General features: G+C 55.9%; 16 protein-coding genes and 2 pseudogenes. 12 read left to right on the top strand and 6 right to left on the bottom strand.

Features of this window, described 5'->3' with window-relative positions; all coding sequences use genetic code 11:
* Nucleotides 1-702, top strand: a 702-nt coding sequence (locus AB5Y73_RS14160) for an IS3 family transposase (protein ID WP_368147339.1), incomplete at its 5' end; no start/stop codon positions are given.
* Here the strand turns inward: AB5Y73_RS14160 and AB5Y73_RS14165 are convergent.
* The 3 genes and pseudogenes from AB5Y73_RS14165 to AB5Y73_RS14175 form a co-directional block, all read right to left on the bottom strand.
* Nucleotides 695-1,150 carry a transposase gene (locus AB5Y73_RS14165; protein WP_220128901.1) on the bottom strand — a complete coding sequence of 152 codons (456 nt, stop codon included), beginning with the start codon at nucleotides 1,148-1,150 and terminating at the stop codon, nucleotides 695-697. The genes AB5Y73_RS14160 and AB5Y73_RS14165 overlap by 8 nt on opposite strands.
* Before the next feature lie 96 nt (nucleotides 1,151-1,246).
* On the bottom strand, nucleotides 1,247-1,540 hold the full coding sequence (locus AB5Y73_RS14170; RefSeq protein ID WP_205422042.1) for a transposase: 294 nt from the start codon (nucleotides 1,538-1,540) through the stop codon (nucleotides 1,247-1,249).
* Nucleotides 1,541-1,754: 214 nt separating this feature from the next.
* Nucleotides 1,755-2,627 (bottom strand): annotated as a pseudogene (locus AB5Y73_RS14175) (IS3 family transposase); the annotation flags it as partial.
* 103 nt (nucleotides 2,628-2,730) lie between these two features.
* On the opposite strand from AB5Y73_RS14175, the gene AB5Y73_RS14180 reads away from it, so the two are divergent.
* The 3 genes from AB5Y73_RS14180 (at nucleotide 2,731) to AB5Y73_RS14190 (ending at nucleotide 4,593) form a co-directional block, all read left to right on the top strand.
* Nucleotides 2,731-2,982 (top strand): hypothetical protein, encoded by a 252-nt coding sequence (locus AB5Y73_RS14180; protein ID WP_368148109.1) that lies wholly within the window; start codon nucleotides 2,731-2,733, stop codon nucleotides 2,980-2,982.
* A gap of 277 nt (nucleotides 2,983-3,259) precedes the next feature.
* Complete coding sequence (locus AB5Y73_RS14185) at nucleotides 3,260-3,820, top strand: hypothetical protein (RefSeq protein ID WP_005337339.1); 561 nt, start codon at nucleotides 3,260-3,262, stop codon at nucleotides 3,818-3,820.
* A gap of 56 nt (nucleotides 3,821-3,876) precedes the next feature.
* Entirely contained in the window at nucleotides 3,877-4,593 is a 717-nt protein-coding gene (locus AB5Y73_RS14190) for an SIMPL domain-containing protein (RefSeq protein ID WP_005337338.1), read from the top strand.
* Between the two features lie 136 nt (nucleotides 4,594-4,729).
* On the opposite strand, the gene ahpF is transcribed toward AB5Y73_RS14190, so the two are convergent.
* From ahpF to AB5Y73_RS14205, 3 genes are all read right to left on the bottom strand, one after another.
* On the bottom strand, nucleotides 4,730-6,310 hold the full coding sequence (gene ahpF / locus AB5Y73_RS14195; protein ID WP_069527779.1) for an alkyl hydroperoxide reductase subunit F: 1,581 nt from the start codon (nucleotides 6,308-6,310) through the stop codon (nucleotides 4,730-4,732).
* A gap of 124 nt (nucleotides 6,311-6,434) precedes the next feature.
* Entirely contained in the window at nucleotides 6,435-7,001 is a 567-nt protein-coding gene (gene ahpC / locus AB5Y73_RS14200; protein ID WP_005337335.1) for an alkyl hydroperoxide reductase subunit C, read from the bottom strand.
* Between the two features lie 692 nt (nucleotides 7,002-7,693).
* Entirely contained in the window at nucleotides 7,694-8,140 is a 447-nt protein-coding gene (locus AB5Y73_RS14205) for a CBS domain-containing protein (protein WP_013723842.1), read from the bottom strand.
* A 212-nt stretch (nucleotides 8,141-8,352) separates the two neighbouring features.
* Between AB5Y73_RS14205 and queA the strand changes: the two genes are divergently transcribed.
* From queA to AB5Y73_RS14245, 8 genes and pseudogenes are all read left to right on the top strand, one after another.
* Nucleotides 8,353-9,405 (top strand): tRNA preQ1(34) S-adenosylmethionine ribosyltransferase-isomerase QueA, encoded by a 1,053-nt coding sequence (gene queA / locus AB5Y73_RS14210; protein ID WP_005344678.1) that lies wholly within the window; start codon nucleotides 8,353-8,355, stop codon nucleotides 9,403-9,405.
* Between the two features lie 74 nt (nucleotides 9,406-9,479).
* Nucleotides 9,480-10,616: a tRNA guanosine(34) transglycosylase Tgt gene (gene tgt / locus AB5Y73_RS14215; protein ID WP_118854006.1), complete on the top strand. Its 1,137-nt coding sequence runs from the start codon at nucleotides 9,480-9,482 to the stop codon at nucleotides 10,614-10,616.
* A gap of 52 nt (nucleotides 10,617-10,668) precedes the next feature.
* Nucleotides 10,669-11,004 carry a preprotein translocase subunit YajC gene (gene yajC / locus AB5Y73_RS14220; RefSeq protein ID WP_005337327.1) on the top strand — a complete coding sequence of 112 codons (336 nt, stop codon included), beginning with the start codon at nucleotides 10,669-10,671 and terminating at the stop codon, nucleotides 11,002-11,004.
* A gap of 18 nt (nucleotides 11,005-11,022) precedes the next feature.
* Nucleotides 11,023-12,876 (top strand): protein translocase subunit SecD, encoded by a 1,854-nt coding sequence (secD, locus tag AB5Y73_RS14225; RefSeq protein WP_005337324.1) that lies wholly within the window; start codon nucleotides 11,023-11,025, stop codon nucleotides 12,874-12,876.
* A 10-nt stretch (nucleotides 12,877-12,886) separates the two neighbouring features.
* Nucleotides 12,887-13,834 carry a protein translocase subunit SecF gene (gene secF, locus AB5Y73_RS14230; RefSeq protein ID WP_005337322.1) on the top strand — a complete coding sequence of 316 codons (948 nt, stop codon included), beginning with the start codon at nucleotides 12,887-12,889 and terminating at the stop codon, nucleotides 13,832-13,834.
* An 84-nt stretch (nucleotides 13,835-13,918) separates the two neighbouring features.
* Nucleotides 13,919-14,287: a rhodanese-like domain-containing protein gene (locus AB5Y73_RS14235; protein ID WP_019446086.1), complete on the top strand. Its 369-nt coding sequence runs from the start codon at nucleotides 13,919-13,921 to the stop codon at nucleotides 14,285-14,287.
* Between the two features lie 90 nt (nucleotides 14,288-14,377).
* Nucleotides 14,378-15,322, top strand: a complete 945-nt coding sequence (gene nlpI / locus AB5Y73_RS14240; protein WP_322875189.1) for a lipoprotein NlpI — start codon at nucleotides 14,378-14,380, stop codon at nucleotides 15,320-15,322.
* A 108-nt stretch (nucleotides 15,323-15,430) separates the two neighbouring features.
* Nucleotides 15,431-15,828: pseudogene (locus AB5Y73_RS14245) on the top strand (IS3 family transposase); the annotation flags it as partial.

Consider the following 15,828-nt stretch of genomic DNA (forward strand, 5'->3'; position numbering starts at 1 on the left):
AGCCGGAACTCAGCGGGCAGCCGCGCCTTGATGTCGATGATGCGAGAGTTGGGGTATCAGATTGGCCGATTCAAAGTACGTAACCTGATGAAGGAAGCCGGTCTGGTATCCAAGCAACCGGGCGCTCATCGCTATCAGGTCGCTCGGTCTGAACGACCGGATATTCCCAATCTGCTGGCTCGCGAATTTGATGTCCAGCAACCCAATCAGGTGTGGTGTGGCGATATCACCTACGTCTGGGCAGGTGGACGCTGGCATTACCTGGCAGCGGTGCTTGACCTGCACACCCGGCGGGTCGTGGGCTGGGCGATGTCTGATAAACCTGATGCAGAATTGGCAATCAAAGCACTGGAAATGGCCTATCAGCAGCGGGATTGCCCATCCGGTGTGCTATTTCACTCCGACCAGGGCAGCCAATATGGTAGCCGGGCACTTCAGCAACGACTGTGGCGCTATCGCATAACCCAGAGCATGAGTCGGCGTGGAAACTGCTGGGATAATGCCCCGATGGAACGGTTGTTCAGAAGCCTGAAGTCAGAGTGGCTCCCGGCTATGGGATATATGAGCTTGCGAGAAGCGAAACGAGATATCAGTTATTACCTGATGGATTACTACAACTGGCGGCGTCCACATCACCACAATGACGGGATGCCGCCAGCAAAAGCCGAGGATCGGCCTAACCAAGTGTCCGGATTTAGTTGACCACTACATTTCCAGAGGATGCGGGTAAAAGGTTAACCCCACAAAGTGCCGCAAGCGATGCTTCATTTCTTAACCGTTCCGGGTTATCGCCAGCCGTTGAAAGCAGCACCGCTGCGGTTTGAGGGTCGACGCCAAATTGCTCGCGCAGACGGCGAGCATGTTGATGGGTCAAGGCATCCAACATGGCATCAAGTTTTTCAACTTCGTCTGCCAATAGCAACCAACGCTTGGCCAGCAGGCACAGGGTAGTCGTTAACGTATGCAGGAATTCTGTGCTACCCAATGACCTCACTCGTGCACATCCCTTTGCACAGTCAGCGGGTTTGCTCTTCCAGAGCCGTTCACGAACATCCTGGGGGGCACTGACAAGCAGCGCTCTTAGTTGATTCATTGCCTGCGTTTTGGCTTTGACGGCGCTGCGTCTGGCCACTGATACCACACGCATCATTTCTGCCGCACCTGACTGGGTCTTTGCTATCGCGGTAGCACTACCGGAAAACACTGATCGCGCAGCATTTTCAGCATCGGTAGGATCCGATTTCCCCTAGAGCCTACGTTTGGAGCGGTCAGGACGATTAACTTCGAAGACCTCGACACCATGCTTACGCAGTACACAGGCCAAGCCAGCCCCGTACGTGCCTGTGCCTTCAATGCCTGCTCTCTTCAAGCACCCGAAAGAGTTTGCCCAAGTCACGAGTCTCTCATATCCGCTGATATTGGTCGTGACCATCAAGCATCCCAGCAGATGTCCTTGTGCGTTAAGCAAAACCCCAACATGGGTATCCAGATGGGTGTCTACACCAAGGATAACTTCAGCTTTGTTTCTGGAATTGTTCATGGCTCATTCCTCCAAGGAATATGCACTACCAACCCCATACGCAGGACAGGACACTCAAGATGCAGCACAAGGCTCCTATTAGGTCACAGACGCTGGGCCCAGCAATGCCAGGGAACATCAGCATCCAATCGACAGGTCAACGCAAAGGCATTATATTCGCCAATCCCAGCACGGGTCAGATTGGGCTGATGTTCTTGAGCATAATGAACTGAGTATCCCAGCAGTTGCCACGCCGACTCATGCTCTGGGTCATGCGATAGCGCCACACTCGTTGCCGAAATGCCCGACTGCCATATTGGCTGCCCTGATCGGAGTTAAACAGCACACCAGATGGGCAACCCCGCTGCTGATAGGCCATCTCCAGTGCTTTGATGGCCAGCTCTGCATCAGGCTTATCAGATATCGCCACACCACACCTGATTGGGTTGCTGGACATCAAATTCACGGGTCAGCAGATTGGGGATATCCGGTCATTCAGACTGTGCCACCTTATAGCGGTGTGCGCCCGGCTGTTTGGATACCAGCCCGGCTTCCTTCATCAGGTTACGTACTTTGAATCGACCAATCTGATACCCCAACTCCCGCATCATCGACATCAAGGCACGGCTGCCCGCTGAGTTCCGGCTTTCTTTGAACAACCGGCGCAACTCACAGCGCTGCTGCATGCGCTTACGGTTAATCGCCCGCCTGCGGGCCAGATAATCGTAAAAACAGGAAGTGGGCACATCGAAAGCGCAGCAGACCAGGGTGATGGGGGCTTGCTCCCTTAATCGGTCTATCAGCGCGTACGTGTGAACTCGTCCGCCATCAATAGAGCAGTAGCCTTTTTTAGAATGTCCTTTTCACGTTCGAGCCGGTTGATACGGGCTTCCAGCTCCTGGATTTTCTGCTGCTCCGGAGTCAGCGCTTTGCTGATTGGGGTAGTGCCACTGCGTTCGGATTGCAGTTGCTGAACCCAGCGGCGCAGTACGGTTTCACCGACATCCAGTGAACGACTGGCTTCAGGGACAGAATATCCCTGGTCGAATACCAGGGATGCGGCTTCGAGTTTGAATTCGGCAGTAAATGAGCGACGTAATCTTGTCATTGAACACCTCAAGTCATGGTGGAGACTGTACCACCTAAAATGGTGTCCGGGATGATTAGACCACTACAATGATACCCTTGAGGGAGATAGTGGTAATGACATCATCTTTGGGCAAAAAGGGAGTGATACCCTGATTGGTAGTCTTGGTGAGGGTATCCTTATTCTAGGGAGCGACACTATGATCGGTGGAGCTGACTGCAATGCCTGGAAGTGGATAGCTGGCAATACGGATGGCAGTACCTACACTGTCACGGATTTCACCTTGGGACACCTGCCAGCGGCGGAGATGTACTTGATCTATCTGATTTGCTGGTTGGCGTACCAGCATGGGAGGAAAACGAAGATTTGGCGGTAGTGTTGGAGAATTACTTGTAGCTCACGACTACCAAGACGTTGACTATCGATTCCGCTGAGGCAGGTGGAGAGACAGAACTGACCATTCGGTTCTAAGGTAGTCTCGATTTGGATGTCAATGGTCCGACCACATCCAACTACGACATCATCAAGCAACTGCTGGATGATGGCAACCTAAAGGTGGATCCGTAACTTTCTTTCGGGGCCGGGCTTGCCTGGCCCCTGTTTTTTCCTCAAGGGGATGGATAAGATAGCGGCAGTAGAGGAGAGGGGTAATCATGCAGTCATTCAACTGGGTCGACATTGATGGCATCCGTTATAGCTGGGATGGGCAGGGGAACATTACCTGCGCAGGCCAGTTTGGCTATCAGGCCTCGATCGCGGGGGATCGGCTGGATGGGATGGAGATTGAGAATGAGGCCGGTGATGTAGCGGGCTCGCTCTATGTTGACTTCGCTACGGCCTCTATCACTTATGTGCCGGTCATGGATACCGAGTCTGCCCATAACATGATTCTGGTTGGCCATCATCAGGGGCAGCAGGAGTATCCGCTGGCCAGTTTTCACTCTCCGTTGTTGCAAGATTTGCTAGGACCATCTGATACCATCCCTTGGTCTGCGATGGAGGAGGATAGTGGTGGCACCAATATTGGACAGGCGGTGCAAGGACACGTTCTGTCGTGGGACTCGTTCCATTTCGATGATGAGGTGTTGGTCTGTGGCGCGGCTCCTGCGCTGGATATGGCAAACCAGAGCCAGGATCCCGGCAGCATGGTCACCATTAGTCTCGATCTGACCAATCAGATACTGGATCAGCTTCCCCCCTTGCACGATATATGAATCCCGTAGCTGCACGGGCATAATGGCCTCAATCTTTCCGATTGAGGTTTTTTTCTATGTGGCGTCCCCTTCTTACTCTTTCCGCTCTGGTTGTCAGTGCTCCGCTGCTGGCGATTGAAGTGCCGCAAGCGCCCCATCTGGTGGTGAGCGGTTATGCTGAGCAGAAGACCGAACCCGATATGCTCACCCTCAATGTGGCGGTGAGTGCACTGGATAAGCAGGGCCTCAAGGCCAAGCAGCAGGTCGATACCAAGGTCGCAGCCTTTTTCAGCCAACTGGAAGGGTTGGGGATCAAGCGCAGCGATGTTGAGGCTGGCAACCTGATGGTCTCTCCGGAATATCAGTATGGCGAGAACAAGAAGCCGGTATTGTTGGGGTATCGTGCTCAGCGACAATTGGCGGTGAAGCTCTATCAACTCGACAAGTTGAGCCCCCTGATGGATACCGCACTCAAAGCCGGGCTGGAGTCCGTATCCCAGATTGAGTACGGGTTGAAATCGCCGCAGGTCATCAAGGAGCAGGCCCGTCTGAATGCAGTTGAGGATGCCAAAACCAAGGCTGAATCTCTGGCCAAGGCGTTCGGGATGAAGCTTGGCAAGGTCTACAGTGTGGAGTACCGCAATGCTTCGCCCATTACCGCCTACAGCCGCAACCTGAAGGTGGTGCAGGCCATGGCGATGGCTGCTCCCGCGGCGGATATGGCGGACAACAGTTATCAACAACAGCAGATCACGGTAAGCGATAATATCGAGGCTGTTTTCTTGCTGGAGTGATATCCGTCGTTGAAGTCCAGTCATGAACAACCCCGCCATTTGCTGCGGGGTTTTTATTGCGCATCGATGCAGATATAAAAAAGCCGACGCTCGTGTTTACTTCATCGGGCGTCGGCTTTTTGTTGCGCTGGGTTTATCAGGCGGTCACAGCATCAGCTTTGGTCGCTTCCGGCGCCGGGTTGCGGATGAGGTAATCAAACGCACCCAGTGCGGCGGTGGCACCAGCACCCATGGAGATGATGATCTGCTTGAACGGTACCGTGGTGGCATCCCCTGCGGCGTAGACGCCGGGCAGGGAGGTCGCCCCTTTGGTATCGATCTCGATCTCGCCAAAGCGGGTCAGGGCAATCTCGCTCCCTTTCAGGAACTCGGTGTTCGGTACCAGGCCGATCTGGACGAAGATCCCCGCCACCGCCAGGTGTTTGATCTCACCGGTGGTGCGATCTTCGTAGTCCATACCGACCACCTTACTGCCATCACCGATCACTTCGGTGGTGCGAGCGCTCATGATGATGTCGATATTGCCCATGGAGCGAGCCTTCTTCTGCAGCACTTCATCGGCTCGCAGGGTGTCGGCGAACTCCACCACAGTCACATGCTCGACGATGCCAGCCAGATCGATGGCCGCCTCGATGCCGGAGTTACCGCCACCGATCACAGCTACTCGCTTGCCCTTGAAGAAGGGGCCATCGCAGTGCGGGCAGTAGGCCACGCCTTTGGTGCGGTACTCGAGCTCGCCCGGTACGTTCAGATCACGCCAGCGGGCACCGGTAGCCAGGATCACGGCGCGGCTCTTCAAGGTGGCGCCAGAGGCGAGATCCACGTTCACATATCCATCTTTGCTGATGGCGGCGGCGCGCTGCTCGGTGATCACTTCAACGCCGTACTCTTTGACGTGCTGCTCCAGGCTGGCTGCCAGCTTGGGGCCTTCAGTGTAGGGCACTGAGATAAAGTTCTCGATGCCGACGGTGTCCATCACCTGACCACCGAAACGTTCGGCAACGATGGCGGTGCGAATGCCTTTACGAGCGGCATAGATGGCCGCTGCGGCGCCGGCCGGGCCACCGCCCACGACAAGTACGTCGTAGGGAGCTTTCTCATTCAGCTCGGCAGCTTTGCGCTCTGCGGCGCCGGTGTCGAGTTTGGCGACAATCTCTTCGAGCGAGATGCGGCCCTGGCTGAACGGTTGGCCGTTCAGGTAGACATTCGGTACCGCCATGATTTGACGCTCGGCAACTTCTTCCTGGAACAGGGCGCCGTCGATCATGGTGTGAGTGATGCCGGGGTTCAGGGTCGCCATCAGGTTGAGGGCCTGTACTACGTCCGGGCAGTTGTGGCAGGAGAGGGAGATATAGGTCTCGAAGTGGAACTCACCTTTGAGATTGCGGATCTGCTCCTGCACGGCCGCATCGGCCTTGGAGGGGTGGCCGCCGCTTTGCAGCAGGGCGAGCACCAGAGAGGTAAATTCATGACCCATGGGGATGCCGGCAAAGTGAATGCGCGGGGCTTGGCCCTGCGGCGCGACACTCATGGAAGGCTTGCGAGCGGCAGTGCCAGAGGTCTGGGTGATCTTGGGGGACATCTCGGCGATCTCGCTGGCCAGTGCCAGCAGCTCTGCAGATTTGTCGCTGTCGTTGCCGGACACGCTGATCTCGATGGGATTGACGATGTACTGCAGATAGGTGTTCAGCTGTTGTTTGAGGTTGGTATCCAACATCTTCGAATTCCTTCTTGTGATTGCGGGTCGGCGTGAGATGTAAGCCGGAAAGCAGACCGGCGCCTTTGCTTGGGGCCGGAAACAAAACCGGCCCTTATACGGGCCGGTCTTGGAAGCGGGAGGCTTAGATCTTGCCTACCAGGTCCAGGGACGGGGCCAGAGTGGCTTCGCCTTCTTTCCATTTAGCCGGGCACACTTCACCCGGGTGGGAGGCAACGTACTGGGCTGCTTTGACTTTGCGCAGCAGTTCCAGTGCGTCACGGCCGATGCCGCCAGCGTTGATCTCGACGATCTGGATGATGCCCTGCGGGTCAATTACGAAGGTACCGCGGTCAGCCAGACCAGCTTCTTCGATCATCACGCCGAAGTTGCGGGTGATGGTACCAGTCGGGTCACCAATCATCGGGTACTGGATCTTCTGAATGGTGTCAGAAGTGTCGTGCCATGCTTTGTGAGTGAAGTGGGTATCGGTAGAGACAGAGTAGATCTCGACGCCCAGTTTCTGGAATTCAGCGTAGTTGTCAGCCAGGTCGCCCAGCTCGGTCGGGCAAACGAAGGTGAAGTCAGCCGGGTAGAAGAAGACCACGGACCACTTGCCTTTCAGGTCAGCGTCAGACACCTGAACGAATTTGCCATTGTGGTAGGCGGTAGCATTGAACGGCTTGATTTCAGTGTTGATGTAGGTAGACATGTAATTGCTCCTTGGTGATGTACATATGCCGGTCTGGTGTTGAAGAGTCTTGCCAGACGAGGCGCTTAACTTTCGATGGATTCATCATAGGGGCTTCCGTTAATCGATAAAAGCCGCAATTTTGAATCGCTTAAATCTACTTATTAGATAGCTCACTATGGCTGTACCTAACATGAATATCTCTGGCCTACTGAGATAACTCCTTGTCGTGGTTCAATATCTGTGCGCTACATCGCCTTTTCGAGGCATAAGAAGGGGTGTGCAGAGCCACGATGACGCGATGAGATAAACGGTGGTGCAAACAGGTGGCGCAGGAGGTTGAGACCGCTGCTCGCAGCGATGGGGTATGTGCTGACAAGGGGGAGAGCAGAAAACGCGGATAAAAAAATCCCGGCGCTATCGCAACGACAGGGCCGGGTCATCAAACAAGGAATGGCTATATAAACAAATGCTTTACAGCAAAGACTAACTACGGGGTGTGCAAACTTGCAGACATATGAGAGGAAGATAATGGGTGCACAATCCCTCGTCTCCCCCTCGGCAACTATTGCATGAGAGGGATGATAGTGTGACGCAGATCACAAGGCAAGCATTTGGTGTAATTTTTCAATCAAAATGAAAGTGTTTCATCATTTCAGCTTATTTTGACGGCTGAAAACGCTTTTACTGTAATTTAATTACATGGCAATCTATCAAAAGTCGGTAGGTGGTTCCTGCTCTTCCATCAATTCCAGCAGGTTGATGGCCACGGCAATGAAGTCCGACTCGGTGACAATGCCGATCAGCTTGCGTCCTTTGAGTACCGGCAGGCAGCCATATCTGTGCCGCTGCAGATAAAGTGCCGCCTCCTTGATGCCGGCGTGAGGATCTACGCTCGCCACTTGCCGTGTCATGATCTCGTCGAGTTGTACGCTGTCGGTAAATTCGGCTTCCCGCTCCGGGCTAATGAGCAGCAGCTTGGATTCCCGGGTGGCCAGGATATCGGTGAGGGTTACCAACCCCAGCAGGTGATGCTGCTCGTCGACGATGGGAATGTGGCGGATCCGCTCCTGCTGCATCAGGTCCATCGCCTGTTTGACACTGTTTGACGGACCCAGAGTGAAGGGATGTTCGGTCATGATTTCGGATAGGGTCATCATGGTGGGCCTCCTTGTGTATCTGCTTTCACCCTAGCCTAGCGCCCATTGGCAAAACATGATCAGGGTCAATACAGAACATTAAAGAATCATTAACCGGAGGTGTGTCTCAATATTGCTCGCTACCCCTTGTCTCTCTTGGGTTTTTGGTCTTTTGGGTTGCCTTGGAAGATGGGGATAACTAGACTAGCCGCCGATTCCCCCCGAGGTGAAAGATGCAAGTATCCGATTTTCATTTTGATCTGCCAGACGAGCTGATTGCCCGCTATCCGATGGCAGAGCGTACCGCCAGCCGCCTGTTGCAGCTCGATGGTCAAACTGGCGCCCTGCGCCACGGTCAATTTGTGGATGTGCTGGATCAGCTCAATCCGGGTGACCTGCTGGTATTCAATAACACCCGTGTCATTCCGGCGCGCATGTTTGGCCAGAAGGCCAGCGGCGGCAAGCTGGAGGTACTGGTCGAGCGCATTCTGGACGAGCACAGCGTGCTGGCCCATGTCCGGGCATCCAAGGCGCCCAAGCCCGGCACCCGGATGATCATGGATGGTGGCGTTGAAGCCGAGATGCGCGCCCGCCACGATGCCCTGTTCGAGATCCACTTCCTAGACCCGCGTCCGGTGCTGGAGATTTTGGAGGCCATCGGCCACATGCCGCTGCCCCCCTATATCGACCGTCCCGACGAGGATGCCGACAAGGAGCGCTACCAGACCGTTTACAATCAAAAGCCGGGCGCCGTTGCCGCGCCGACCGCCGGTCTGCACTTTGATGAGCCGCTGCTTGAGAAAATTCGGGCCAAAGGGGTTGAAACGGCCTTCGTCACCCTGCATGTAGGGGCGGGGACCTTCCAGCCGGTGCGGGTAGAGAAGATTGAAGATCACCACATGCACTCCGAGTATGCGGAAGTGCCGCAAGAGGTGGTAGATGCCATCGCGGCCACCCGTGCCCGTGGTGGTCGGGTGATTGCGGTGGGGACCACATCGGTGCGTTCGCTGGAGAGCGCGGCCAAGGTCACCCTGGCACAGGGCAAACCGCTGGCGCCCTTCTTTAGTGACACCGATATCTTCATCTTCCCTGGCTATCAGTTCCAGATTGTCGATGCCATGGTCACCAACTTTCATCTGCCGGAGTCGACCCTGATCATGCTGGTCAGCGCCTTTGCCGGTTATGACAACGTGATGGCGGCCTATCAGGCAGCCGTGGCAGGGCAGTACCGTTTCTTCAGCTACGGGGATGCCATGTTCGTCACCCGTCGCCAGGTTGAAGCATAAGCTTCAGCTTATTTACCGGGCCGTGAGCGGCCCTCCTATTGTCAGACTGTTTATCTGACGCAGCCGAGGTAGCAATGAAATTTGAACTGAAAACCACCGACGGCCGTGCCCGTCGCGGTCAACTGGTCTTCGAACGTGGTGTGGTACAAACGCCGGCCTTTATGCCGGTCGGGACGTACGGCACCGTCAAGGGGATGACCCCGGAAGAAGTGCGTGAAACCGGCGCCCAGATCCTGCTGGGTAACACCTTCCACCTCTGGCTGCGTCCGGGTCAGGAAGTGATGCGTGCCCACGGCGATCTGCATGACTTCATGAACTGGCAGGGCCCGATCCTGACCGACTCCGGTGGTTTCCAGGTGTTCAGCCTGGGCCATATTCGCAAGATCACCGAAGCGGGCGTCCACTTCCGTCACCCCATCAATGGCGAGAAGATCTTCCTCGACCCCGAGAAGTCCATGGAGATCCAGTACGATCTGGGCTCCGACATCGTGATGATCTTCGACGAGTGCACCCCGTACCCGGCCACTTATGAAGAAGCGCGCAAGTCCATGGAGATGTCCCTGCGCTGGGGCAAGCGCTCCCGCGACAAGTTTGATGCGCTGGGCAACAAGAACGCCCTGTTCGGCATCATTCAGGGCTCGGTCTACGAAGATCTGCGGGATGTCTCCCTCAAGGGGCTGCTGGAGATCGGTTTCGACGGTTATGCGGTCGGTGGTCTGGCCGTGGGTGAACCCAAAGAGGACATGCACCGTATCCTCGAGCACGTATGCCCGAAAATTCCGGCTGACAAGCCGCGCTACCTGATGGGTGTCGGCAAGCCGGAAGATCTGGTGGAAGGGGTGCGCCGTGGTATCGACATGTTCGACTGCGTCATGCCGACCCGCAACGCCCGCAACGGCCACCTGTTCACCACCGATGGCGTGGTGAAGATCCGCAATGCCCAGCACCGCAACGACACCAACACCCTGGATGCCGAATGCGATTGCTACACCTGCAAGAACTACAGCCGTAGCTACCTGCACCATCTGGATAAGTGCAACGAGATCCTCGGTGCCCGTCTGAATACGATTCATAACCTGCGTTATTACCAACGCGTGATGCAGGGTTTGCGGGACGCGATCGAGCAGGGTAAATTAGACGACTTTGTAACAGAGTTTTACCGTCGGCAAGGGAAGCCTGTGCCTCCGTTAGCTGAAAATGACGTTAAATAACAACAACATATAATTTTGTTTTTTTAAATCTACATCAATAAGAGGTTGTTAAATGAGCATTATCTCCAAGGCGTATGCAGAAGGCGCAGCACCGGGTGCACAGGGTGGTGGTATGGAAATGATCATCATGCTGGCCGTATTCGGCCTGATCTTCTACTTCATGATCTATCGTCCCCAGGCCAAGCGTGCCAAGGATCACCGCAATCTGATGAGCTCATTGTCCAAGGGTGATGAAGTGCTCACTTCCGGTGGCCTGGTTGGCAAAATTGCCAAAGTGGCTGCAGACAGCGATTACCTGGTGATCGCCCTGAACGACCAGACTCAAGTCACCATCAAAAAGGACTTCGTCTCTGCCGTTCTGCCCAAGGGTTCTATCCAGTCCCTTTAATCTCCCAAGGAGCACAGCGTGTTGAATCGCTATCCGCTGTGGAAATACCTGATGGTGATCCTGGTGATCGCCATCGGTTTTCTATATGCAGCCCCCAATCTTTACGGCGAAGATCCGGCTTTGCAGGTTTCTGCCAGCCGTGGTGCCGAAGTCAAGCTAGATACTCTTGATCTGGTGAAAGAGACCCTTGAAGCGGCCAAGATCCCGGTCAAACATGCTGCATTCGAGCACGGTTTTATCCTGATCCGTTTCAAGAACACCGAAGACCAGCTGAAGGCGCGCGATATCGTTGCCAACAAGCTGGGCGACAACTTCATTACCGCACTCAACCTGGCACCTTCCACTCCCGCCTGGCTCGAAGCCATCGGTGCGGCGCCTCTGAAGCTGGGTCTTGATCTGCGCGGTGGTGTGCACTTCCTGATGGAAGTGGACATGGCCGAAGCACTGACCAAGCAGCAAGAGCAGATGGTGCAGGATTTCCGCTCCGAGCTGCGCACCCAGAAGATCCGTTACTCCGGCGTACGCCGGGTCGGAGATCAGGTGCAGGTGATCTTCCGTGACGAAGCCGATCAGGAACGCGCCGTTTCTCATCTGCGTCGTCAGAACCCTGATTTGACTTTCACTACCGAGCAGAAAGGGGATGAGTTCATCCTGCTGGCTGGTCTGAGCGAAGCCAAGATCAAGGAAGTGAAGAAGTACGCCCTCGAGCAGAACATCACCATCATCCGTAACCGGGTCAACGAACTGGGCGTGGCCGAGCCGCTGGTACAACAGCAAGGCGCCGAGCGCATTGTCGTTGAACTGCCCGGTATTCAGGATACCGCCCGCGCCAAGGAGATCCTCGGTGCGACCGCGACCCTGGAGTTCCACATGGTCGATGAGACTGCCGACATCCAGGCTGCGGCCGATGGCCGTGTCCCGCCCAGCTCCAAGGTCTACAACGATCGCAATGGTCGTCCCGTGGTGCTGCAAAAGCGGGTGATCCTGACCGGTGACCACATCGTGGGTGCCCAGTCCGGTTTCGACGAGTACAGCCGTCCCCAGGTCAACATCAAGCTGGATGGCCAGGGTGGCAACAAGATGGCCAACTTTACCAAGGATAACGTCGGTAAAGGGATGGCGACCGTCTTCATCGAGTACAAGCCGGTCGGTCAACCGGGTCCGGATGGCAAGCGCAAGTTCCGCAAGCAGGAGGAGGTGATCAACGTCGCCACCATCCAGTCGCGTCTTGGCAGCCAGTTCCGTATCACAGGTATCGACAACGCCAACGAAGCCCACAACCTGGCGCTGCTGCTGCGTGCCGGTGCCCTGATCGCCCCGATCCAGATCGTGGAAGAGCGCACCATTGGCCCGAGCCTGGGTCAACAGAACATCGACAGCGGTATGGAAGCCATCGGCTGGGCCATGCTGGTGATCGTGCTGTTCATGGGGATCTACTACCGCGCGTTCGGCTGGGTTGCCAACCTGGCGCTCTGTATGAACCTGGTGTTGATTGTCGGCATCATGTCGATGATCCCGGGGGCCACGATGACATTGCCGGGTATCGCCGGTATCGTCTTGACGCTGGGTATGGCGGTGGATGCCAACGTACTGATCTACGAGCGTATTCGTGAAGAGATCCGCAACGGTCGTGGTGTTCAGCAAGCCATCCATCTGGGCTTTGATCGAGCATTCTCCACCATCGCCGACTCCAACGTGACCTCGCTGATCACCTGTGTGATCCTGTTCGGTATCGGCACCGGCGCCATCAAGGGCTTTGCCCTGACGCTGGGCATTGGTCTGACCGCCTCCATGTTTACTGCCATCACAGTTTCCCGTGCCATTATCAACCTGGCTTGGGGTGGACGGCGTATCGACAAGCTGCCCATCTGAGGATAGAGAGATGTTTCAGATTCTACATTTTGAAAAACCGATCCCGTTTATGCGCTATGCCAAGCCGGGTGTGGTTTTCTCTTCCGTGCTGATGGTGGTAGCCCTGTTCTTCCTGTTTGATAGGGGGCTGAACTGGGGTCTGGACTTTACCGGTGGTACCACCATCGAGGTGGGGTTCCAGCAGTCGGTGAGCCTGGACAAGATCCATGACGCTCTGGAAGAGCAGAAGATTGAAGGGGCAACCCTGCAACACTTTGGCTCCAGCCGTGACGTGCTGTTCCGCCTGACCCCGAAAGAGGGGGTCAAGGTAGAACAACAGGGTAACGAAGTGCTGGCGGCGGCCAAGCAGCTCGACGAGGGCGCAGTGCTCAAACGCGTCGAGTTTGTCGGCCCTTCCGTGGGGGATGAACTGGCGACCGATGGTGCGCTGGCGATGCTGGCCTCCATCCTCTGTATCCTGGCCTACGTGGCAGTGCGTTTCGAATGGCGTCTGGCGCTGGGGGGCATTCTCTCCCTGGTGCACGACGTGGTGATCACGCTGGGTGTCTTTGCCTACTTCCAGTACGAGTTCGACCTGACTGTACTGGCGGCACTGATGACCCTGGTGGGTTACTCCCTGAACGATACTATCGTGGTGTTCGACCGCTTGCGGGAGAACTTCCGCAAGGTGCGTAAAGGGGATACCGAGTACATTCTGGATCTCTCCATGACCGAGACCCTGAGTCGTACCATCATCACCTCCGGCCTTACCTTTATCGTGGTGCTGGCGCTGCTGCTCAAGGGCGGTGCGCTGATCCACGGTTTTGCCGTGGCCATGGTGATCGGTGTGGCGTTCGGTACCTACTCCTCCATCTATGTGGCGAGTGCGTTTGCCATGTTCCTCGGCGTCAAGCGCGAGCACATGCTGCCCACCCAGGTAGAGAAAGAGGGTGCGGACCAACAGGAAATCCTGCCGTAACAGTGAAGAGCGCCTCATGGCGCTCTTTTCTTATCTCTGCGTGTCGTTTGCTGACGCACATGATTTAAACAACAGGAGTTTGTCATGCATCACAATCCCCGTTTTTTGGCGCTGGTTGACGGGATCCGCTCCCGCATCACCGAAACCGATGTTCACCAGATCAAGCGCTGGCAGGACGAAGGGCGCACGTTTCACCTGATCGACGTGCGGGAAGAGAGCGAGTGGGCCAAAGGCCATCTGCCCGGTGCCCGATATCTGGGTCGTGGCGTGATTGAGCGGGATATCGAGACCCAGTTCCCGGATCTCGAGACCGAGCTCTACCTCTATTGTGGTGGTGGTTTTCGCTCCATTCTGGCGGCGGACAACCTGCAACAGATGGGTTATCGCAAGGTGATCAGCGTCGACGGCGGGTTTCGCGGTTGGTGCGATGCCGGATACCCTGTCGAATCCTGATTTATTTGAGGTAGAAGGGCACAGCTACATGACAAAGCAGCTGTTGACCTTTACCATATGCGGGGTCAAGCGTAAGCGTCGGAGTGTTCATTGAACGTCAGGAAAGGGATTGGATACCTCCTCGGTATCCTGTTGTTGCTTCCCATGTGGGGTTGCAGCAGTAGCAGTCAGGTTAACACCCCCAAGGTTCCCAAGCCGCAGCCTGCTTCACTGGTGTTGGCGACCCCCCTGCAGGTCTCCTACCAGAGTGAGCTGGCGCTCGCCCGACTCGGGCAGATGCTCAGTGAAATGGAACTGACCACCGAGCAACGGGCAGAGTTGTTCTATGAGCGTGCCGTGGTGTTTGATCGGGTTGGTCTGCGTTCCCTCGCGCGGCTCGATTTTAACCGTGCCCTGCGGGAGAAACCGGATTTCGCCGAAGCCTACAACTTCATCGGCGTCTATCTGGTACAGCAGCAGAATTACGACGAAGCCTATGATGCCTTCGATTCCGCCCTCGAACTGGCGCCGGACTATGACTATGCCTATCTCAACCGTGGCATCGCCCTCTATTACGGTAACCGTCCCGAGCTGGCCGCGGCCGATATGAAGCGTTTCTACGAGGCGCAGCCGGAAGACCCCTATCGGGTGATCTGGCTCTATCTGGCTGAGCATAAACTCGACCCGTCGGCCGCCATGAGCCGGATGCGCGAGCGTCTCAACAAGTACGATGACGATGCCTGGAACTGGGATCTGGTTCGCCTCTATACCGGCGAGATCAACGCTTCCCAGCTGATGGGCAACGTGGTGAAAGGGGTGAAGGATAACAGGGAGCTTGCCGAGCGCCTGTGTGAAACCTACTTCTATCTGGGCAAGTTCGAGCTGGGCAAAGGCAACCGCAAGGAAGCCATCAGCTACTTCAAGCTGGCCTTATCTAACAACGTCTATGACTTCATCGAGCACCGCTATGCGCTGCTGGAGCTGGAGTTGATGGCACGCAAACCCTTGCCGCCAGGTGCCCAGAGCGCTCGTAACAAGGGTGATCAGCCCTCCTGATCTACTGCCAGATAGTGGTAAAAAAGGCCTCGCGATGAGGCCTTTTTGTTGGGCGTGTCCCGTCCTGAATATGGTTTACACCTTTCCCCCATATAAATGGAGAACCCGATGGGACAAGGTGTGAAACGGACACAGCGCGATTACTCGCTGACTTTTAAACTGGCACTGGTCGAGCAGATTGAAAAAGGCGAGCTCACCTACAAACAGGCTCAGGTGCGTTATGGCATTCAAGGCCGCTCCACCGTTCTGGTATGGTTGCGTAAACATGGTCGGCAAGATTGGAGCCAGGGGGCTTCTGTGCGTGCCGCCAGGAGCATCACCATGCCTGACCCCGACAACCAGACGCCCGAGCAGCGCATCAAGGAACTCGAGCAACAGCTGGCGCTGATGAGTCAGAAGGCTCAGTTCTTTGAGGCCGTCGTCGATGTACTGAAGAATGACTACGGCGTCTCCATCGTAAAAAAGCGACCCGGCAAGTCCTCTCGCAGCGGCAAGTCGAGAGGCTG

The sequence above is a fragment of the Aeromonas sp. s7(2024) genome (assembly GCF_040907825.1).
Lineage (GTDB): Bacteria > Pseudomonadota > Gammaproteobacteria > Enterobacterales > Aeromonadaceae > Aeromonas > Aeromonas veronii.